Raw genomic sequence first — 19078 nt, 5'->3', positions numbered from 1 at the left:
CCTTATCGTCGCATGGAAGCCATGCCCCAGAGATGAGGTCACACAGTGACGGTCGCCTTGCAGAGCTTATCTCGGGGCGCGCTTGGCCAGAATACGTTGCAATGTGCGGCGGTGCATGTTCAGGCGGCGGGCCGTTTCTGAGACATTGTGATTGCACAGCTCATACACGCGTTGAATGTGTTCCCAGCGCACCCGATCTGCCGACATCGGGTTTTCCGGCGGTGCAGGTTTTTCATCGGTAGAGGCCACCAGAGCGCGGATAATATCTTCCACATCCGCTGGCTTGGACAGGTAATCCACGGCGCCAGCCTTTACGGCGGCCACGGCGGTGGCAATTGCGCCATAGCCGGTCAGGATCACGGCGCGTGCGTCCGGGCGGTGCTTGTGCAGTACTTCCACCACATCCAGGCCGCTGCCATCTTCCAGGCGCAGGTCCAGAACCGCAAAGGCGGGCGGGTTCAGGCGGGCAATGTCCTTGCCCTCACTGACGCTGGAGACTGCGGAAACCACAAACCCCCGCTGTGCAAGCGCACGTGCAAGTCTTTGCACGAACGGGCCGTCATCATCCATGACAAGGCACGAGCGATCCTCAATATCCTTGAGACTCTCATGCAGGTTTACATTTACTGGCCGATCCATCGCCAAAACCCCTGAACTAATCCTGAACATATAGGCCAGTTGCGCCTACTATTCCAAGTCAGACACCTGCAAAAGACGCAAAGGCCATAAAGTTTGTACGACCGCGCCCTTCTTCGGCGGTGTCCGGTTGCGGGTTGCAATACGCCCGCCAGTGCGCTCGATCAGCGTTTTTGCGATGAAGAAACCGAGTCCCATGTCGCCGCCGCCAAGATGGGCCTCGCCGCGCTGGGAAACATAGGGTTCGCCCAGTTTTGGCAGCACTTCGGCAGCAAAACCGGGCCCGTCATCACTGATTGTGACCGTCATCTGCTCCTCACTCCAGGTTGCAACGACATTCACGCTTGTATCGGCAAAGCTGACGGCATTTTCAATAAAGGCGCCCAGGGCGTGCAGGATTTCCGGGCTACGCTTCAGGACCGGGGGTTTGGCACTGCCGCCATCGCTGGGCTCGGCTCTCACGCGCAGATCCACGCCGAGGCCCTTGAATGGCGCGGCTGCCTCCGTCACCAGCGCATCCAGCGGGATCTGTGCGTGGACAATGTCCGTCGCCTCGCGCGCTTCGCGGATTGTGGCGAGGATATTGCGGCACCGGTCGGCCTGTTCGGCAATCAAGGTAATGTCTTCTGCGCGAGGGTCATCCTTGCTGAGTTCGGCCTGCAATTCCTTGGCGACCAGATGGATCGTGGCCAGCGGCGTGCCGAGTTCATGTGTGGTCATGGCCGACATGGCGCCAAGCGCAGAAAGGCGCTGCTCCCGCGCCATCACCACGCTCGCAGCGTCCAGCGCCCGCACGAGGCGCGCCTCATCCTGACTGACCCGCGCGGCGGAAAGGGAGAAGAAGACAACGCCTACGGCCAACGCCGAAAACTGGCCCAGCTGGAACAGGGGAGGCAGGGAGATCGCATTCGCCACACCCCAGGGCAGGGGCAAGTGCAGCACCGGCATCAGCGCCGCCAGTATCAGCGCCAGCAGCGCCACCAAAGTGGCCCGGAACGGGCTGAGGCTGAGCGCGGCGACAGTCACAGGAGCAACCAGCAACAGCAGGAACGGGTTCGACAGGCCGCCTGTCGCTGCGATCAGCGCGGCCAGCTGCATCGTGTCGAAGAAAAGTTGCAGCGTCGCTTCCCATCCGCGCGTCAGGCGCTGGCTCTGAAAGGCAAAGGACAGGAAAACGTTCAGCCAGGCGGACGCGGCGATGATCGCTAGGCACAGCGCCAGTGGTAGCGTGAAGCCAAGCCCGAAAGCGACGAAAAGGACCGCTGCCGTCTGTCCGGCCACCGCCAGCCAGCGCAGCGTGATGAAAGTGCGCAGGCGCGTGCGGCCCAGTGCAGACTGGGCAGAGCCTAGTCCTTCCGGGGGCAAGGTGAAGATCGCATCATCAAGATCGAACTGGGCTTCGCGGGACAAATCATCCATCTGCGCCTTATGCGGCAGCGTGACGCTTGCGCCAAGCGCCTGTTGCGTTCCATATCACTGCCATGACAAGACATATGCCTGCGCTGCTTGGCGCCTCCGCCCTTCTTGCCGTGCTTTCGGCCTGCAGCCCGTCTCCTGCCGCGACGAATGGAGAGACAAAAACCGATATTGCCGTCTCCGGCGGTAACACGGCGGACTGCCTCAGCCGGGCCTATCCGGAAATCGGCGGGCCGATCTCGCTGACCGATCAAACCGGCAAGGCCGTAACGCAGGATGATTACAAGGGCCAGTTCACGCTTATCTATTTCGGCTTCACCTATTGCCCGGATGTCTGTCCGATGACCCTGGTCAATGTGGAGCGCGCCTATGAGCAGCTGCCGGACGGTGTTGCGCCGCCGCAGACCCTGCTTATTTCGGTGGACCCGGAACGGGATACGCCGGAGGCGCTGGCCTCCTATGTGGAGGCACCGCGCTTCCCTAAAAACCTGACCGGCCTGACCGGCACGCCGGAACAGATCCGCAAGGCGGCTGATGAGTTCGTGGCAGACTATTCCCGTGTCGAACAGCCTGACAGCGCCTCAGAATACACGATGGACCATACGTCTCTTCTGTATCTGATGGACAAGGATTGGCAGCTGAAAACCTTCTTCACACATGAAGACACGCCGGAAACCATCGCGGCGTGCCTCGGGAAAGTGCTGCAGGAATAGGCGCTACTGCGCGACCCAGCCGCCATCAATGGACAGGTCCGCGCCATTGATCTGATCTGCATCCGGTGAGCAGAGGAAGGCCGCAAAGCCGGCAATCTGTTCTGCCGTGACGAATTCTTTGGTCGGCTGGGCGGCCAGGATCACATCCTTCACGACCTGGTCGCGGGTCATGCCTCGTGCCTTGGCCGTATCGTCGATCTGGCCATCAACCAGTGGTGTGTGAACATAGCCAGGGCAGATAAGGTTGCAGCGCACGCCATGCTGTGCGCCTTCCAGCGCCGTCACCTTGGTCAAGCCGGCCAGGCCGTGCTTGGCCGTGACATAGGCTGACTTGTAGGGGGAGGCGACCTTGGCGTGGGCGCTGCCGGTATTGATGATCCGGCCCCAGCCTTTTTCCTTCATCGGGCCGATGGCCATGCGGATTGTATGAAAAGCTGCGCTGAGGTTCAGCGCGATGATCAGCTCCCATTTGGAGACCGGAAAGTCTTCCAGTGGTGCAACATGTTGCACCCCGGCATTGTTGACCAGAATGTCTGCGCCGCCGAAATCGCGCATGACATAGCCCATCATGCCTTCAATGGCGTCCGGATCGGTCAGGTCCGCATTGGCATAGCCAACTTTCACGCCATGTTCTTGCTCCATGCTTTCGCGTTGGGCCTCGATGGCATCGTGGTCGCCAAAGCCGTTCAGAACGACATCACACCCCTCCCGCGCGAGACGCTCGGCGATCGCTTTTCCGATCCCGCTTGTTGATCCGGTAACGAGTGCAGTTTTACCTTTGAGCATGAGATGTCTCCTTGAGGCTGTGCCAAGCTATGGCTAGGGATGTGTCAGGCTCAAATGGGGCTGACATGTCGTAGAGGAAAGAGCGAGCTCCGTATGGGTGGTGAAACTCTGGCATTTGTCGAGGCGTTTCCGCGCTTCCTTTTGTGGACCGGTGCGGCCGGCATCATGCTGGTCATTGCCAGCACGATTTATGTGCTGCTGACGCCATGGAAAGAGCTTGCCCTTGTAAAAAAAGGAAATTCTTCTGCCGGATTGGCGCTGGCGGGAGCTATAGCCGGGCTTGCCATTCCAATTGCATCTTGTCTCGCCTCCAGTGTCACGCTGATGGATCTGGCGATCTGGGGCATCGTGTCACTGCTTATTCAACTCATCGTGTATCGCCTCGTCGACGTCATACTGACGGACATTCCAAAGCGAATCGAACAAGAGGAGGCTGGCGCAGCCATCGTCTTGATTGCCGCAAAATTATCCTCAGCTCTTATACTTGCAGCCGGTCTATGGGATCCGGCCTTGCAACGATTCTGAAAAGGGAGCCTGGCTTTGCGTTCGTTTGACTGGGTGATCTATATGGCGGTTCTGGCGGTCTTCGTCTGGACGATGTTCGCGCAGGACCCTAAAGCGGACGCCCCGGAACCTGCGCCAGCGGTTATTGAAGCCGATGGGCCAACCCTGCCGCCCCCCTCTCCGCTGGACGAACAGGTTCTGGTTCAGGTCAATGAACCCAAGGACGGTATTGGCACGGCCTTTGCCGTCAACAAGTCGGGCCAATGGATCACCGCGCGACATGTCGTGGATGGCTGCAACTCTGTCGGCCTGTTGGTTGCGCCCGGCCAGTATGTTCCGGTCGAGAGCATTGTCGTGGACCCGGATCATGATCTGGCGCTGTTGTCTACGGGCCGCAGTCCGAGCCCGGTAAAGTTCGACCTCGATTCACCGCTGCGTATCGGCGCGCATGGCTATCATGTCGGCTATCCGCAGGGACGCCCGGGAGAGGTTGCGACCAAGCTGATGTCACGCTCGAAACTGATTACGCGCGGACGACGGGAAGGGGCCGAGCCCATTCTTGCCTGGGCAGAGATTGGCCGCACGCGCGGACTAACCGGCTCTCTGGGTGGCATTTCCGGCGGTCCGGTGTTTGACAATAAGGGCGAAGTCCGCGGCGTGATCGTGGCTGAAAGCCCACGCCGAGGCCGCATCTATACAGCGGCGCCGACCTCTATAGATGCCTTCCTGACAAGTTTGAGTGTGGACCGCGAAGACGGCCCGACAGAGATATTCCAAGAGGAGACCTACGGTCCCATGTCAGACAATGCGCGACGTCGCCTGCAGGTCGTCAAAGTTGCCTGCCGGGTGAGCCCATGAGCGATTTTGCCAGCCGCCTGATTTTGGGCACGCGGGAGCTTGGGCCCCTCTGTGTCGGCATCGATCCACACCCCGGCCGCATTCCGGATCTGTTCGGCGGCGACACGCCAGAGGGGCTGGCTGACTGGGGTGAGGCTGTGGTGGCAGCTGCGGCTGGCCGCGTCGCTGTAGTGAAGCCGCAAGTGGGCCTTTTTGAGCGTCACGGACCGGACGGGATGCGCGCCCTGCAGCGTGTTTGCGAAGCCTCCCGGGAGGCGGGCCTGCTTGTCATCGCGGACGCCAAGCGCGGCGACATTGGCACTACGGCCAAGGGCTATGCGGCCGCCTATCTTTCTGTGAACGCACCGTTCCCATCCGATGCCGTTACTGTGAACCCCTATATGGGCCTTGATACGCTGGAGCCTTTCCTTGAACAGGCCGAAACGACAGGGAAGGGCGTCGTCGTACTGGCGCGCACGTCGAATCCCGGCTCTGCGGATTTCCAGGCCCGGGATCTGGAAGGTGCACCGCTCTATGCCCGCGTGGTTGAGGCGCTTGCCCCGGCGATTGAGCGGCTGAAGGGCGCGGAAGGCTGGTCCAGTCTGATGCTGGTAGCGGGTGCAACAGGTCCGGACGAGGCGCGCCATCTGCGCAGTCTGGCGCCGCAGGCCCTGTTCCTGGTGCCCGGCTATGGCGCGCAGGGCGGCGGCGCATCGGACGCGCTGGCGGGTTTCACCCGTATCGGCAATCGCCTTGAGGGCGGTACGGTAAATGCGTCCCGCTCGGTCACTTTCCCGGCAGGCAGCGATACTGCCGCCACAAAAGCAGACTGGCGTAAACTGATCGAAGCGGCGATTGATGACGCGCAGGCCGATCTATCCCGACATGCTGGCAATTCGGCGGTCAATGCGGGCTGACCTAGAGACAGGTCTCGACAATCTGCGGCCATCCTTTAGCATCTCTCCATTAAGGCGGCATCAGACCGTCCTGCATGAAAATCAAAGGGGAGCGAAACGGCCATGAGGAATTGGCAGTCTACCTTGATTGCGGGGGCATCGCTCGCAATCCTAACCGCCTGCGGGCAGGCAAAAACCGAAAATACACCAGAGACACCTGCCGAGCCGGAGGCTTTCGCCGCTGTCGATACGGCTCGCATCGAAACCGCCAGCGGCGGCGATGAATGGCTTACCTATGGCGGAACCTATGATGAGCAGCGCCATTCCACACTGACTCAGATCAGCAAGGAAACGATCGGCGATCTCGGTGTGGCTTGGACATATGACCTCGCTACAAATCGCGGCGTGGAATCCACACCGATCGTCGTCGATGGCGTCATGTACGTCACCTCGGCCTGGTCCATCGTCTACGCGCTTGATGCGAAGACAGGGGAAGAGCTGTGGGTCTATGACCCGGCCGTTGACAAGTCTGTCGGCGTGAATGCCTGCTGCGATGTCGTGAACCGCGGTGTCGCTGTCTATGATGGCAAGATTTATGTTGGCGTCATAGATGGTCGTCTGGAAGCGCTGGACGCCAAGACGGGCGAACGCCTGTGGAGCACGGTCACGGTCGACCAGTCCAAGCCCTACACGATCACCGGCGCGCCGCGTGTTGCGAATGGCAAGGTTTTGATCGGAAATGGCGGAGCGGAACTCGGCGTACGGGGTTATCTTTCCGCCTATGATGCCGAAACTGGGGACCGGATCTGGCGTTTCTACACCGTCCCCAATCCCGAAAAGCAGCCAGATGGCGAAGCGTCCGATGCCGCGTTTGAGAAAATCGGCAATGTCTCCTGGGGGGATGAGGGCGCCTGGGTCACAGATGGTGGCGGCGGCACGGTCTGGGATTCCATCGTTTATGATGATGTGAAAGACCAGATCATCTTCGGTGTCGGCAATGGCTCGCCCTGGAACCGCGCCTATCGGGACCCGTCCGGCGGGGACAATTTGTTCCTGTCTTCCATCGTCGCGGTGGACGCTGAGACAGGTGAATACAAATGGCACTTCCAGACAACGCCAGGCGACAATTGGGACTATACTGCCACGCAAAGCATCATTCTCGCAGACTTGCCAGTAGGAGAGGGCGGTGCTACTCGCCGTGTTGCCATGCAGGCTCCGAAGAATGGCTTCTTCTATGTGATTGATGCCGAGACGGGTGAGTTCATCTCCGGCGATGCCTATGTGCCGATGAACTGGGCCACCGGCCTTGATGAGAATGGCCGACCGATCGAAATTGCCGACGCGCGCTATGGTGATACGCCCTATCTGCAGACGCCCGGCCCGCTGGGGGGCCATAACTGGCACCCGATGGCTTTCAATCCGGACCTGAATCTCGCCTACATTCCGGCACAGGAAATTCCGCAGGCCTATGCGCGCGACAACCGTTTTGAATCAGAGCCTGTGGGCTGGAATACCGGCGCAGACTTCTCCGCAGGGGTGCCGCCGATTGCCCCTCCGGAAGTCGCCAAGATGCTGCGTTCGACCCTGAAAGGTCGTCTCATCGCCTGGGACCCGGTCGCCCGTGCCCCGCGTTGGACGGTAGAGCATGGCAATGCCTGGAATGGCGGCGTGCTCTCCACAGCGGGTGGCCTCGTCTTCCAGGGCAAGCTGACCGGCGAGTTTGCGGCTTATGACGCGGCGACCGGCGACAAGGTGTGGAGCCATGATCTGAAAGCGGGCGGCGCCTCCGGCCCCGGCACCTACATGATTGATGGCACGCAATACGTCACCATTACCACGGGCTGGGGCAGCGCCTTCGCGCTTGCGGCAGGCTTTGGATATGACGAGACGGTTCCCTCTACCGTCGGCAAGGTGGTCACCTTCAAGCTGGGTGGAACGGCAGAGATCGCTGATCCGGACTTCCCGATGATCGACAAGACCCCGAAAGGGGAGGCGTTCGGCGATGACGCCATGATCGCGGAGGGCGCAGTCCATTTTGCCCGCAATTGTGCGGTTTGCCATGGGCCGCTTGCGGTCAGCTCCGGTGTGCTGCCGGATCTGCGCTGGTCTGCAATCACCGGCAATCAGGACGCTTTCAGGGGCGTTGTCATCGACGGAAACCTGGCTGCCAATGGCATGGTCTCCTTTGCGGACGAACTGACACCGGAACAGGCCGAAACCATTCGGGCCTATGTTCTCGCCCAGGCATATGCTGCCCAGCCGGCTGAAGAGCCGTCCGAGGAAGATGCCGGGGAAGAATAAAGGCCTTTGACTTTGGTGTGGCGCGGCTCTCAAGGCCGCGCTACACATGCTTGATGCAAATCCTGATCCTCATATTGGGTGTACTCACAGTCATCTGGGTCTGGACCTGGCGGATTCACATGGCGCGCCAGGGGGCCAGGGGCGCGCTTGATGCTGCCCGCACCGTTGCCAATGCGCCGCGCCGCTTCGCTTTCCGCTACAAAGCCGGACAAAATGGCATCAGCTTGATCACAGATCCCAGAGAAGCGGCCGCCATTATGATGATGGAAGTTGCGCGTGCCCGTGGAGGCCCCCTGACAGAGGCTCAGGCGCGCACTTTGAAGGAAGAGATCATGCAGCATTTCAATTTCACGCTGGCCGAGGCCGAGGAATTGTCTGCCCATGCGGCCTGGGTGACAAATACCGCACCGGACCCACGCCAGACCATGCGCAGGCTCAGTCACCTGATTGTCAGTGCACCGCAACTCGGCCCCAAGGAGATTGTTGATCTGGATGCCATGCTGGTTTCTGTCTCAGAAGCAGAGGGCGTGCCGACGCGTGAGCAATTGGCCGTGCTGCAGGTGTTCAGAGATAAGGCAGGACTGAAGATCTGAAGCCTTTTTCTGCGGTAGTCCGTTGCCACGGATGTGCGGGAATAATATGTCAGAGGTGATGCCAAATCGTCTCCCCGCCGAATATCGCGCCAAAGCCTTGAATGAGGCGTGGACAAATTTCTCCATTTTGCGGCACGGTCGTTTCGACGGCATATTGGTGACGTCCAAGAATTCCGGCACGCATTGGCTGAAATATATGCTCGCTGTGGCACTGGCGGAAACCTATGATATTCCGCACCCAACCTACTTCTCGGAGAATGCGGTTCGACCTTACATTGGTTGGCCTAAGGATGATGTGACCTATCCTGAGCTTCCACGTCTGGCGTTCAGCCATACGATTCCGCATCATCTGGCAGATGTGGGCTGGGCGCGCAGCCTGGCCGGGCTGCCGCCTTATGTGCTCGCCGTGCGTCATCCCATGTCGATCCTCGCCAGCCATTACGCCAAATGGGAATATGACATTGAGGTGGATTGGCTGACCTATCTGAAGGGGGACCCCGGCGGGTCGCGGTATCGTTGCGACCTATACTGGCTCGCCCGCTTCTGGAACCGCTGGGGGGATGTTTATGCCCGGCATCGCGACACGATCCTGTTGGTTCATTATGAGCAGACCCAAAAGAATCCCCGCGCGATTCTTGAAGCCGTCTCTTGCCAATGGGGCCTTGATCTCACGCCCACCGCGATCAATGCCGCTCTTGCTGCGGGGACGAAAGAGGCCATGGCCAAGAAGGTGGATCCTGCGGGAGAGCCTAATGTACTGCAAAACCGGAAAACGCCATTGGACGAGCTGTTCAGCGGTGAGGCTATGGAGATCTATTCAGATTATGTCCGGACGCTGTTCCGGCATGACCTAGGTTATGATCTGCTCAGCTTTCCGTCCTGACATAGCCGCTTGAACGTCCGTCTGCAGTGTATTTGATCCACCACGGTTCGGCTTCGGCCTGCTTTTCCAGCGTCTTGAAATCCGGATCTTCCAGAACGGTATCATAATAGTCTTTCGCGGCGCCGGTTAGCTTGAGTCCGTAAGTGCGAAACCGCGTCACAACAGGCAGATAGAATGCGTCTGCCGCGCTCCATTTTCCGAACAGGAAGTCTCCGCCTGCTCCATATTCTTCGCGCAGTCTGCTGAATATATTCTGTATGCGCATAATATCGGAATGGAGCGATTCTGTCATTTCGGGCATTTCCTCGCGCCCGCGAATATCCATCGGGCAGGCCTTGCGCAGGGCTGGGAAGCCGGCATGCATTTCGCCGGCTACGGCGCGGGCGATGGCGCGCTTACTGCTGTCTTCCGGCCAGACAGTGCCGGCCGGGGCCCACTCGGCAATCCATTCCGTGATCGCCAGGCTTTCCCAGACAGTCACATCACCCCATATCAGAAGCGGTACCTTGGCCGTCGGGCTGATCTCTTTCAGCTGGGCGGACGTTTCCGGAAAATCCAGAGGGACGATTACTTCCTCCACAGGCAGGCTCACCTTGCGGGCAACCATCATGGGACGGATTGACCAGCTGGAATAGTTCAGATTGCCGAGGACCAGCTGTCTCATGCAGGCTTTCCTGGCCCGAGGAGCCACTTTACTTCGTTGATTTGGACATCCGCGAACAGGCCTGCCTTTGCGTATGGGTCTTGCTGGCCCAGTTCCTTTGCCGCATCCAGACTTTCGGCTTCGATCAGAAAGAGCGAGCCGATCATGCGGCCATCTTCTGACATCAGCGGCCCTGCCATGCGAATGCGCTCTCCCAAAGTGCCGGCCCATTCCAAATGGGCAGGGCGGTTGGCTGAGCGACGCTCTGCGCCATGGGTTTCATCATCAAGGCAGTGAAAGCAGTAAAGGGGCATAAGGTTATTGTCTCCATATCTGTATCAGACCGGGCATCCCTATGGCACGATTGGGCTCTTTCCTCCAATCGGCTGAACGGAAAAAATGCGCTGAATGAATCATTGATCCTTCAGAAACTGAGAGTATGCTTGCGCAATGAGTGATACAACAGATACCCGCCAGCAGATCCTTGAGGCTGCCATGGAGCGCATCGTTCATTATGGCTATGCCAAGACAACGATGTCCGAGATCGCCAAGGACTGCAACATGTCCGCCGGCAATATTTATCGCTTCTTCGCCTCGAAACTGGATATCGCCGAGGCCATTGCCCGCAAGTTCAATGCAGAACTCTACCAGTCCTATGCAGGCATATGCCGCCAGAAAGCGAGCGCGGCAGACCGGTTACGGCGTTTCTTCGAGTTCAGTCTTGTTCGTACTTATGAGGCACTCGAGGAAAAGGACAAATTGATCGAGCTGGCCGAGACGCTGGGCGATGAGCGGCCGCTCTTCATGAATGAACAGCTGGCTCAGGAACGGGTCTACCTGGTCCAGATCCTGGAAGAGGGGATCGAGTCTGGTGAGTTCCGCCCGATCGAGCACAAGGAAGATGTGGCGGAGATGATCCAGGCATCCCTGATGAAATTCCGCTTTCCGCAGATGTTCTCACACCTCACCCTGCCGAAATTACAGCGGGAACTGGCCGGTGTCATGAATCTTCTGCTGGCCGGATTGTCGGCCGGGGCCGTCGTGCCAGAACGACATATTGAGTGATGATTGAATAAAATATAAATTGTTCATTGAATTTTATTCAGGCGCTTGCTATATGCAGGGTATGGACGGCGCTGTCTGCCGTTCACCTGCTAGAAAGTGCCTTGAAAAATGACCCTGTCCAAAACCGAAACGCGCCAGGCCCTGTTCTCTTTTGCGGCTGCCATTCCGATGGCCTTTGCCATGCTGGCGGCTGTCGTGGCGCTCGTTGAATACACGGTTTAAGCCCCGTGACGCTATATCAGGCCTTGGCGCCCCGACGTCCTGTCTCATAGACGGGAGAGGCTTTCGCCGCCGCTTCATCCAGCGGCCAGCGTGGTCTTGCCCCGGTGCCAAGGTCCCCGGCCTCTCCTGAGACGAGGCCAGCTGCCAGTCTTTCTGCGCCCGCAAGCGCGATCATGGCGGCATTATCCGTACAATGTCTCAGCGGCGGCGCAATCAGCCGCGCCCCGACCTCAGCGGCAACATGTTCCAGCGCGGCCCGGATAGCCTTGTTGGCTGCGACGCCGCCCGCCACGACAAACCTCTTCTCCTGGCCTTCGCCCGGCTCGAACGCCTCCAGCGCCCGCCCGGCCTTCACCGCCAGCACATCCGTCACCGCTTTCTGAAAGCTCGCGCAGAGATCGCGCAGACGATCCTCCGTTTGCGGCGCGTCTTCTGCGGCGCGCGCCACGGCCGTCTTCAGGCCGGCAAAGCTCATGTCCAGTCCGGGCCGGTTCAGCAGGGGGCGGGGCAGGTCGAACGCTTCGGCATTGCCGCCTTCGGCAAGACGCTCCACCGCCGGGCCACCCGGAAAGCCGAGGCCCAGCGTCTTCGCGGTCTTGTCAAAGGCCTCGCCCACGGCATCGTCAATCGTGGAGCCGAGGCGGCGATACTCCCCCAGGCCCCGGACTTCAAGAAACTGGCAATGCCCGCCGGAGACCAGCAACAGCAGATAAGGGAAGGGGCAGTCATTGCCGAGCCGGGGGCTGAGGGCGTGCCCCTCCAGATGGTTCACCGCGATGAAAGGCTTGCCCGCCGCCTGCGCGATTGCCTTGCCGGTCATCATGCCGACCAGAACGCCGCCAATCAGGCCGGGGCCAGAGGTCGCCGCCACGCCGTCAAGGTCAGCATAGGAAAGGCCGGCCTCATGCATTGCCGCCTTCACGGTCAGGTCCGCCAGTTCGGCATGCGCCCGCGCGGCAATCTCTGGCACAACGCCCAGATAGGGCGCATGTTCTTCCAGCTGCGTGCGGATCACATCAGAGATCAGCTCCGCGCACCCATCCTGCAAGCGTAACACAGCCGCCGCGGTTTCATCGCAGCTTGTCTCGATACCCAATATGGTCAGCGCCTTGCTCATGCCAGGCATGTAAGCGCCCCGGCCCGGTTTGGAAAGCCTTCCCCGCAGGGGCGCAAACACGGCCATCGCCTGAAAGACCACGCCGGATCTGCATTTTCTGTCGCAAGCGTGTAAGAAAGGGGCAGGGCAGGGGACTATTCAGATATGGAACACGCTCAGGATCAGGATGCGCTCTATCGCGAAGCGGCTGAAACATTCGGGCCCGCCATGCAGCGTCTGGCGCGCGCGACCGAGGCCAATGCCGAGCGCCAGAGAGATCTGGTGCAGGACATGCACGTCGCCATCTGGCGCAGTTTTGCGCAATTCGACGGCCGTTGCAGCCTCCGCACATGGGTCTACCGGGTCACCCACAATGTCGCCGCCAGTCATGTAGCCCGCGAAGCGCGCCGCAATCGGGGCACGGTTACGCTGGACACGATTGATCAGATGCCGGACGGGCGCAGCCTGTCCGGCGAGATGGAGCAGGCCGATGCACTGGGGCGTTTGATGACCTGGATCAGGCGGCTCAAATCCCCTGATCACCAGATCATGACACTTTACCTTGAAGACCTCAGCGCTGCAGAGATTGCCGATATTACAGGCCTAACGCCCGGAGCTATCGCTACACGTATTTCGCGTCTTAAGGCGTACCTGACCAAGGATTTTCAGGAGACAGACAATGCCTGATCTCGACAGACTGCAAAAACTCTGGGCCACCCAGCCGGTGGAGCCCTTCAGCCTTTCTCCGGAAGAGCTGCGCCAGCGCGCGCGTAAATTCCAAGCCAGCCTCCGTATACGCAATATCACGGAATACCTTGCTGCACTTCTGGTTGTCGGCGTCTTCGGCTGGATGGCCTTTCTGATTCCTCAACCTGTGGTGAAGCTCGGCGCGGGTCTCATTATTCTGGGCGCGCTCTATGTCAGCTGGAAGATGCACACTTATTCCGGCGTGAACATGGCGCATGGCGGCGACACAGCGGATAGTCTTATCGGCTATCATCGCGGCGAATTGGTGCGCCAGCGCGAGGCCCTTGCCAATGTCTGGCGCTGGTATTTGCTACCCTTCCTCCCGGGCGCTCTCTTGTTCGTGAGCGGCGTATCCTTCGCGCCGGATACGGGACTGCCCTTCCTCTTGGCCTTGCCGGGGTTCCTGTTCAGCCTCGTTATCATGGGCGGCATCGCCTTTGGCATCATCTGGCTGAACAACCGCGCCGTCAGACAGATCGATGCCGAAATCGCCGAACTGGACAAGGCTGCAGAGGGCTGACTGCCCGCCCTCAGAAGGTTTATTTTCGCAGGAATGATGTAATTGCCGCAATCCGCCCCATATTCAGTGGACTAGTCCATCAGAGTGGAAGCGAAGCTCATTCTGTTCCTGGCCGCGATGTACCGGCCGGAAGCGTTGAGAAGGCATCAGACTGCCTGCCACATAATATTTGTACATTGTGGCCGTCAGGGCTGCGTTGCACCGGGCATCTTTCTTGTGCCCTGAAACGGGACCACCCAAACATGGCAATCGGCATTTCAAGAAAGCTGTCTCAGCTGACCCTTTCCCTTCATTACGGCCTCTCCGCGCGGCCGCACAGGCCCGGCTGGGTGACGCTGCAACTCGTCTGCGTTCTGGGCCTTCTGGCCCTTTTGGCCGTTTCCTTCGCCATGCCGGCTCGTGCTGAAGAGACGCTGCCGGAGAATTCCTCTTCCAAATCCTATGGCTCCGGCTGGGCGTGCGATATAGGCTATCGTGCCACGTCCGCAGAATGCGAGAAGGTGGTTGTTCCGCCCAATGGTTACGCCACTGATACGGCCTATGGCCGGGGCTGGGAGTGCGAGTATGGATATGTCCGCAAGGGGATGAAGTGCCAGCTGATTGCCGTACCCGAGCATGGATATCTTGATTCCTTCGGCACCAGTTGGTCTTGTGAGCGCGGCTATTCCTCAGACGGAACCGTCTGCCAGGAAATCCTGGTGCCGGATAATGCCTATCTGACGGATACGGAATATGGCACTGGCTGGGAATGCGCGCATGGCTTTGTCGCCAATCATGATCGCTGTGATGAGATAAACGTGCCTGCCAATGGCTACCTCACCAGCAGTTCCTATGGCTACAGATGGGAGTGCGATCGCGGCTATACCAAGGAAGGCGACCAATGCGCCGCCGTCCAGGTGCCTGCGAATGCGCACATCAATTATGGCGGCGACGGCTGGACTTGCAACCGCCCCTATGAACAGGTCGGCGAGACCTGCGAACTGCCATAAACAGCGTGGGTGGGGGCTTTAATCCCCATCCATCCGCAGGGCTGCGACGAAGGCTTCCTGCGGGATTTCCACCTTGCCGAACTGGCGCATGCGCTTTTTACCGGCGGCCTGCTTGTCCAGCAGTTTCCGCTTCCGGCTGGCGTCACCGCCATAGCATTTCGCTGTCACATCTTTCCTCAGGGCGCTGAGGGTTTCGCGGGCGATCACCTTGCCGCCAATGGCTGCCTGGATCGGGATCTTGAACATCTGGCGGGGGATCAGATCCTTCAGGCGCTCGCACATCTGGCGGCCACGGCTTTCGGCGCGGTCGCGGTGTACCAGCATGGCCAGCGCGTCGACTGGGTCATCATTCACCAAGATCTGCAGCTTGACGAGATTCTCGGCGCGGTGGCCGATAATGTCGTAATCAAAGCTCGCATAGCCGCGGCTGATCGATTTCAGGCGATCATAGAAATCGAACACCACTTCGTTCAGCGGTAATTCGTATTTCACCATGGCGCGCCCGCCGACATAGGACAGTTCTTTCTGAATACCGCGCCGGTCCTGGCACAGTTTCAGAATGGCGCCCAGATATTCATCCGGCGTGTAGATCGTCGCGTCGATCCAGGGTTCGCGGATTTCCTTGATCTTGGTCACTTCCGGCATGTCCGCCGGATTGTGCAGCTCGATCTCTTCACCATCCGTCATCGTCATTTCATAGACAACGCTCGGCGCAGTGGCGATCAGGTCCAGGTCGAATTCGCGGCTGAGACGCTCCTGGATGATTTCCAGGTGCAGCAGGCCCAGGAAGCCGCAGCGGAAACCCATGCCCAGTGCGGCAGAGGTTTCCATCTCCCACGTAAAGCTCGCATCATTCAGGCGCAGCTTGCCCATCGCCGCGCGCAGATCGTCAAAGTCTGCCGCGTCGACCGGGAACAGGCCGCAGAACACGACCGGCACAACTTCCTTATAGCCGGGCAGGGGCTTGTCGGCCTGGCGTTTTTCTTCCGTAATCGTGTCACCAACCGCCGTGTCGGCCACTTCCTTGATCGAGGCGACGAGGAAGCCCACTTCGCCGGGGCCCAGCTCTTCCACATCGACCGGCTTCGGCCCGAAGACGCCTACCTTGTCGACCTCATAGGTCGCGCCGGTACGCATCATGCGGACTTTCTGCTTCTTCTTCAGCACACCATCATGCACGCGCACGATGACCACGACACCCAGATACGGGTCGTAATAGGCATCCACCAGCGCGGCCTTCAGCGGCTTGTCCGCCTCGCCAGACGGGGGCGGGGGCAGGCGCTTCACAATGGCTTCCAGCACATCCGGCACGCCAAGGCCGGTCTTGGCGGAAATTTCCAGCGCATCGGAAGCGTCGAGCCCGATGACATCCTCTATCTGTTCCTTCACGCGGTCCACGTCAGCCGCCGGCAGGTCCACCTTGTTGAGGACGGGCACGATCTCATGATCCTGATCAATCGCCTGATAGACGTTGGCCAGCGTCTGCGCCTCAACCCCTTGGGAGGCATCCACCACGAGAAGCGAGCCCTCGCACGCCGCCAGGCACCGGCTGACCTCATAGGAGAAGTCGACATGCCCCGGCGTATCCATCAAGTTCAGGACATAGGTTTCGCCATCTGCGGCCGTATAGTTCAGCCGCACGGTCTGCGCCTTGATAGTGATGCCGCGCTCTTTCTCGATGTCCATCGAGTCGAGCACCTGTTCCTTCATCTCGCGGTCCGTCAGGCCACCGCAGGTCTGGATCAGGCGATCCGCCAGCGTGGACTTGCCGTGGTCGATATGGGCGATGATGGAAAAATTCCGAATTTTGTCACGTGGTGTCATGGGCGGGATATAGCCGTGCTTTCGGCTTGCGGGAAGCACTCTCCTTCATGCGCCGCGCGCGCAAATGCCCCGAAAGCGCGAATTCGGGCGGATTTCCATTAATAACAGGCAATTCTCGGAACGATGCAGCGCCTCTCCCATTGATTATGTGTACGCAATCAAGAAGGAGACGCCCCATGAGCATTCAGACGCTCCAAGATCTATACATCGACCAACTTCAGGACCTTTACAGCGCCAACCGTCAATCAAAGAAAGTGACGGAACGGCTGCAGGAAAAGGCCCATAATGACGAGCTGCAGAGTGCGCTGAAGCGCGGTGTCAGCGGCATTGAAGACGGCGTGGAGGCCGTCGAATCCCTGCTGCGCCACCACAAGGCAGACCCGAAGGGTGAATTCTGCCAGGGCATGGAAGGCCTGGTGAAAGAGGCAAAAGCCCACGCCATTGACGCCGACATTGCCGATCCGGATGTTCGCGACGCCTCTATCATTTCGCAATATCAGCGCATGACCCACTATGCGCTGGCCGGTTACGGCACCGTGCTGGCCTATGCCCGCCGTCTCGGCTTGGAAGACGACGCCAAAAAGCTGCAGGTCTGTCTCGATAATACCTATTCAGGCGACCGGGAAATGTCCCAGCTCGCCGAAGGCGGAATTAACCGCGTGGCCGCATAAGCTGCATGAAAAATTCGGTTCTCCGGAAGGCAGGCCGGTGAATCGAAGTGGGGAACCCGGTTTGGCCTACGTGTCAGACCGGGTTTTCCTGTGCCGGGTGCGGGTGTAAGCAGGTCGTATGGCTGACTCCTCTTCCTCCGCGCCGCAACAGGCGGCTTCCGCATCGACAGGCAAAGTCGGCATCACGGATGATGGCTATCTGACGGATTCCTGGTATCTCGCCGCCCCGTCGGATGAGCTGAAAGCGGGCAAGCAGCACCGCGTCATGGTGCTGGGAGAGCCGGTCGTTGTTGGCCGTACGCCGGCAGGGGAGGCATTTGCCCTGCGCGACATCTGCCCTCACCGCCTGGTGCCGCTGTCTGCCGGTCAGCAGCTGGAAACCGATGGCGAGTGGACGCTGCAATGCCCCTATCATGGCTGGCGCTTCGGCACCGATGGCGGCTGCAAGCACATGCCGAGCCTGACCGATGACAGCCCGTATGACCCCTCCCGCGTGAAGGTGCGCCGCTATCCGGTGCATGAGGCGAACGGCGCGGTCTATCTCTATGTTGCGCACAATCCGCGCAGTGATGCGCCGCCCGTCGTGCCGCCGCCGGAATTTGGCCCGCTGCCGGAAAAGCCGGGCTTTGTCATTCATGACGTGTTCAACGCGCATATGGATGATGCCGTCGTCGGCCTGATGGACCCTGCGCATGTTCCGTTCGTGCACAATCAATGGTGGTGGCGCCCGCCCTCGGCCGGGCTGAAGCTGAAGGAAAAGCCCTTTGTGCCGACAGAGCGCGGCTGGGCGATTGACCGTCACCAGCCAAGTTCCAATTCAAAGCTCTATCGCTGGGTGTTCGGCGGCAAGGTGGAAACGGAAATTCGGTTCCAGCTGCCGGGCTATCGCTGGGAGATCATTTCCAATGATACTGCGCGCCTGCTGACACTCACCTGCCTGACGCCAGAGGCACCCAAGCGTACACGGATCACCCAGTTCACCTGGTGGACCGGGGCGCCGCTGCTGCATCTCGCTGTGCCGATCGCCAAGCCCATGGCCCGCAAATTCCTCCGCCAGGATGGCGACATGGTAGATTTGCAAAACCAGGGCATGGCCCACCAGAAAGCCATGCTCTGGATCGACGACATCGACGTCCAGGCCAAATGGTACCAACGCCTCAAACGTGAGTGGACGGACTGCCGCACCGAAGATCGCGAATTTGCCAACCCGATCGAACCAAGGGTTCTGAAGTGGATGAGTTAGGGACGCTACAAAGAAAGCTTGAGAACTAGTTTTTGACCGTGGTGTTGCAAAATGGATGGGTCATTTGAGCATTTTGTTTTGCTCCATCTCCCCCAATTTTTTTTGGGATAATATGATCGTATGATACTGATTTCGAGGCATCTACTTTGCCTCCGCATATTGGGCACTCAAGCGCGTTCTTGAGTGTGGCTTCTAAGAATATTGCTGATTTTGTGTCGGAAGAGAAGGATTTAGGATATTCCAGATACTCAATTTCCGCGACCTTTCCCTTAAGTCCTAAGTGGAAAAGTGTGCGTTCTGCATTAACTTCGGCGTTGTCTTCTAGATCTTTCAGTAATCCCGACATCAAGTTATGTACACGGTCAATCCGCTGGCCGCTGTTAACATTAGCCAGGGCTTGGTTGATGAGGACCTTTTTCTCAATCAAATGCGATTCAAGCTTTTTCCGGACTGCGATGAACCGTGTAGCGGTTCAGCGACCGTGAGACATTTT

At 59.3% G+C, this 19078-nt stretch carries 21 protein-coding genes; 13 read left to right on the top strand and 8 right to left on the bottom strand.

Translation table 11 applies throughout. The features are described 5' to 3' along the window. Window positions 1–66 precede the first annotated feature (66 nt). Window positions 67–639: an ActR/PrrA/RegA family redox response regulator transcription factor gene (locus tag HY2_RS16075; RefSeq protein ID WP_034829464.1), complete on the bottom strand. Its 573-nt coding sequence runs from the start codon at window positions 637–639 to the stop codon at window positions 67–69. Between the two features lie 48 nt (window positions 640–687). Then, on the bottom strand, window positions 688–2055 hold the full coding sequence (locus HY2_RS16070; protein WP_034829462.1) for an ActS/PrrB/RegB family redox-sensitive histidine kinase: 1368 nt from the start codon (window positions 2053–2055) through the stop codon (window positions 688–690). A 62-nt stretch (window positions 2056–2117) separates the two neighbouring features. On the opposite strand from HY2_RS16070, the gene HY2_RS16065 reads away from it, so the two are divergent. Continuing rightward, the gene (locus HY2_RS16065) at window positions 2118–2765 is read left to right on the top strand and encodes an SCO family protein (RefSeq protein WP_034829596.1); all 648 of its coding nucleotides are present in this window, start codon (window positions 2118–2120) and stop codon (window positions 2763–2765) included. 3 nt (window positions 2766–2768) lie between these two features. On the opposite strand, the gene HY2_RS16060 is transcribed toward HY2_RS16065, so the two are convergent. Continuing rightward, on the bottom strand, window positions 2769–3551 hold the full coding sequence (locus tag HY2_RS16060) for a 3-hydroxybutyrate dehydrogenase (RefSeq protein WP_034829459.1): 783 nt from the start codon (window positions 3549–3551) through the stop codon (window positions 2769–2771). 93 nt (window positions 3552–3644) lie between these two features. Here HY2_RS16060 and HY2_RS16055 point away from each other — a divergent pair, with 93 nt between their 5' ends. The 6 genes from HY2_RS16055 (at window position 3645) to HY2_RS16030 (ending at window position 9565) form a co-directional block, all read left to right on the top strand. After that, window positions 3645–4076 carry a DUF350 domain-containing protein gene (locus HY2_RS16055; protein WP_034829457.1) on the top strand — a complete coding sequence of 144 codons (432 nt, stop codon included), beginning with the start codon at window positions 3645–3647 and terminating at the stop codon, window positions 4074–4076. 15 nt (window positions 4077–4091) lie between these two features. Further along, window positions 4092–4913 carry a S1 family peptidase gene (locus tag HY2_RS16050; RefSeq protein ID WP_034829455.1) on the top strand — a complete coding sequence of 274 codons (822 nt, stop codon included), beginning with the start codon at window positions 4092–4094 and terminating at the stop codon, window positions 4911–4913. Then, a complete protein-coding gene (gene pyrF, locus HY2_RS16045; protein ID WP_051595125.1) occupies window positions 4910–5809 on the top strand; it encodes an orotidine-5'-phosphate decarboxylase in 900 nt (299 codons plus the stop codon). The genes HY2_RS16050 and pyrF overlap by 4 nt, the downstream gene beginning before the upstream one ends. 102 nt (window positions 5810–5911) lie before the next feature. Beyond that, window positions 5912–8089, top strand: coding sequence for a PQQ-dependent dehydrogenase, methanol/ethanol family (locus HY2_RS16040; RefSeq protein WP_051595124.1), 2178 nt, complete (start codon window positions 5912–5914; stop codon window positions 8087–8089). Between the two features lie 74 nt (window positions 8090–8163). After that, window positions 8164–8682, top strand: a complete 519-nt coding sequence (locus HY2_RS16035) for a tellurite resistance TerB family protein (RefSeq protein WP_146617138.1) — start codon at window positions 8164–8166, stop codon at window positions 8680–8682. Between the two features lie 58 nt (window positions 8683–8740). After that, window positions 8741–9565 (top strand): sulfotransferase domain-containing protein, encoded by an 825-nt coding sequence (locus HY2_RS16030; RefSeq protein ID WP_034829588.1) that lies wholly within the window; start codon window positions 8741–8743, stop codon window positions 9563–9565. On the opposite strand, the gene HY2_RS16025 is transcribed toward HY2_RS16030, so the two are convergent. Beyond that, window positions 9549–10229: a glutathione S-transferase family protein gene (locus HY2_RS16025; protein WP_051595123.1), complete on the bottom strand. Its 681-nt coding sequence runs from the start codon at window positions 10227–10229 to the stop codon at window positions 9549–9551. The genes HY2_RS16030 and HY2_RS16025 overlap by 17 nt on opposite strands. Continuing rightward, window positions 10226–10522, bottom strand: a complete 297-nt coding sequence (locus HY2_RS16020; protein ID WP_034829450.1) for a YciI family protein — start codon at window positions 10520–10522, stop codon at window positions 10226–10228. The genes HY2_RS16025 and HY2_RS16020 overlap by 4 nt, the downstream gene beginning before the upstream one ends. Before the next feature lie 136 nt (window positions 10523–10658). On the opposite strand from HY2_RS16020, the gene HY2_RS16015 reads away from it, so the two are divergent. Further along, window positions 10659–11273 carry a TetR/AcrR family transcriptional regulator gene (locus tag HY2_RS16015; protein ID WP_034829448.1) on the top strand — a complete coding sequence of 205 codons (615 nt, stop codon included), beginning with the start codon at window positions 10659–10661 and terminating at the stop codon, window positions 11271–11273. Between the two features lie 238 nt (window positions 11274–11511). On the opposite strand, the gene tsaD is transcribed toward HY2_RS16015, so the two are convergent. Beyond that, window positions 11512–12621 carry a tRNA (adenosine(37)-N6)-threonylcarbamoyltransferase complex transferase subunit TsaD gene (gene tsaD / locus HY2_RS16010; protein ID WP_034829584.1) on the bottom strand — a complete coding sequence of 370 codons (1110 nt, stop codon included), beginning with the start codon at window positions 12619–12621 and terminating at the stop codon, window positions 11512–11514. A 135-nt stretch (window positions 12622–12756) separates the two neighbouring features. On the opposite strand from tsaD, the gene HY2_RS16005 reads away from it, so the two are divergent. From HY2_RS16005 to HY2_RS15995, 3 genes are all read left to right on the top strand, one after another. Further along, on the top strand, window positions 12757–13278 hold the full coding sequence (locus tag HY2_RS16005; protein WP_034829446.1) for an RNA polymerase sigma factor: 522 nt from the start codon (window positions 12757–12759) through the stop codon (window positions 13276–13278). After that, entirely contained in the window at window positions 13271–13858 is a 588-nt protein-coding gene (locus HY2_RS16000; protein ID WP_034829443.1) for a hypothetical protein, read from the top strand. Before HY2_RS16005 ends, HY2_RS16000 begins: the two co-directional genes overlap by 8 nt. A 242-nt stretch (window positions 13859–14100) precedes the next feature. Then, window positions 14101–14847 (top strand): hypothetical protein, encoded by a 747-nt coding sequence (locus HY2_RS15995; protein WP_051595122.1) that lies wholly within the window; start codon window positions 14101–14103, stop codon window positions 14845–14847. A gap of 18 nt (window positions 14848–14865) precedes the next feature. On the opposite strand, the gene lepA is transcribed toward HY2_RS15995, so the two are convergent. Further along, window positions 14866–16671, bottom strand: coding sequence for a translation elongation factor 4 (gene lepA / locus HY2_RS15990; RefSeq protein WP_034829441.1), 1806 nt, complete (start codon window positions 16669–16671; stop codon window positions 14866–14868). Between the two features lie 176 nt (window positions 16672–16847). Between lepA and HY2_RS15985 the strand changes: the two genes are divergently transcribed. Together HY2_RS15985 and HY2_RS15980 are read left to right on the top strand one after the other, a co-directional pair. After that, window positions 16848–17342: a YciE/YciF ferroxidase family protein gene (locus HY2_RS15985; RefSeq protein ID WP_034829440.1), complete on the top strand. Its 495-nt coding sequence runs from the start codon at window positions 16848–16850 to the stop codon at window positions 17340–17342. Between the two features lie 118 nt (window positions 17343–17460). Beyond that, window positions 17461–18585: an aromatic ring-hydroxylating oxygenase subunit alpha gene (locus tag HY2_RS15980; protein WP_034829439.1), complete on the top strand. Its 1125-nt coding sequence runs from the start codon at window positions 17461–17463 to the stop codon at window positions 18583–18585. A gap of 25 nt (window positions 18586–18610) precedes the next feature. Here HY2_RS15980 and HY2_RS15975 read toward each other — a convergent pair whose 3' ends face one another. Further along, window positions 18611–19012, bottom strand: a complete 402-nt coding sequence (locus HY2_RS15975; RefSeq protein ID WP_034829438.1) for an HNH endonuclease signature motif containing protein — start codon at window positions 19010–19012, stop codon at window positions 18611–18613. Window positions 19013–19078 lie beyond the last annotated feature (66 nt).

The sequence above is a fragment of the Hyphomonas pacifica genome (genome assembly GCF_000682675.1).
Lineage (GTDB): Bacteria > Pseudomonadota > Alphaproteobacteria > Caulobacterales > Hyphomonadaceae > Hyphomonas > Hyphomonas pacifica.
Note: the sequence above shows the minus strand (reverse complement) of the source record. Positions and strands in the feature narration are given on the sequence as shown.

Bases quoted from the DNA above. Each gene is read 5' to 3' on its own strand.
- HY2_RS16075 (WP_034829464.1), bottom strand. From the start codon at position 639: ATGGATCGGCCAGTAAATGTAAACCTGCATGAGAGTCTCAAGGATATT.
- HY2_RS16070 (WP_034829462.1), bottom strand. From the start codon at position 2,055: ATGGATGATTTGTCCCGCGAAGCCCAGTTCGATCTTGATGATGCGATC.
- HY2_RS16065 (WP_034829596.1), top strand. From the start codon at position 2,118: ATGACAAGACATATGCCTGCGCTGCTTGGCGCCTCCGCCCTTCTTGCC.
- HY2_RS16060 (WP_034829459.1), bottom strand. From the start codon at position 3,551: ATGCTCAAAGGTAAAACTGCACTCGTTACCGGATCAACAAGCGGGATC.
- HY2_RS16055 (WP_034829457.1), top strand. From the start codon at position 3,645: ATGGGTGGTGAAACTCTGGCATTTGTCGAGGCGTTTCCGCGCTTCCTT.
- pyrF (WP_051595125.1), top strand. From the start codon at position 4,910: ATGAGCGATTTTGCCAGCCGCCTGATTTTGGGCACGCGGGAGCTTGGG.
- HY2_RS16040 (WP_051595124.1), top strand. From the start codon at position 5,912: ATGAGGAATTGGCAGTCTACCTTGATTGCGGGGGCATCGCTCGCAATC.
- HY2_RS16030 (WP_034829588.1), top strand. From the start codon at position 8,741: ATGCCAAATCGTCTCCCCGCCGAATATCGCGCCAAAGCCTTGAATGAG.
- HY2_RS16025 (WP_051595123.1), bottom strand. From the start codon at position 10,229: ATGAGACAGCTGGTCCTCGGCAATCTGAACTATTCCAGCTGGTCAATC.
- HY2_RS16020 (WP_034829450.1), bottom strand. From the start codon at position 10,522: ATGCCCCTTTACTGCTTTCACTGCCTTGATGATGAAACCCATGGCGCA.
- HY2_RS16015 (WP_034829448.1), top strand. From the start codon at position 10,659: ATGAGTGATACAACAGATACCCGCCAGCAGATCCTTGAGGCTGCCATG.
- tsaD (WP_034829584.1), bottom strand. From the start codon at position 12,621: ATGCCTGGCATGAGCAAGGCGCTGACCATATTGGGTATCGAGACAAGC.
- HY2_RS16005 (WP_034829446.1), top strand. From the start codon at position 12,757: ATGGAACACGCTCAGGATCAGGATGCGCTCTATCGCGAAGCGGCTGAA.
- HY2_RS16000 (WP_034829443.1), top strand. From the start codon at position 13,271: ATGCCTGATCTCGACAGACTGCAAAAACTCTGGGCCACCCAGCCGGTG.
- HY2_RS15995 (WP_051595122.1), top strand. From the start codon at position 14,101: ATGGCAATCGGCATTTCAAGAAAGCTGTCTCAGCTGACCCTTTCCCTT.
- lepA (WP_034829441.1), bottom strand. From the start codon at position 16,671: ATGACACCACGTGACAAAATTCGGAATTTTTCCATCATCGCCCATATC.
- HY2_RS15985 (WP_034829440.1), top strand. From the start codon at position 16,848: ATGAGCATTCAGACGCTCCAAGATCTATACATCGACCAACTTCAGGAC.
- HY2_RS15980 (WP_034829439.1), top strand. From the start codon at position 17,461: ATGGCTGACTCCTCTTCCTCCGCGCCGCAACAGGCGGCTTCCGCATCG.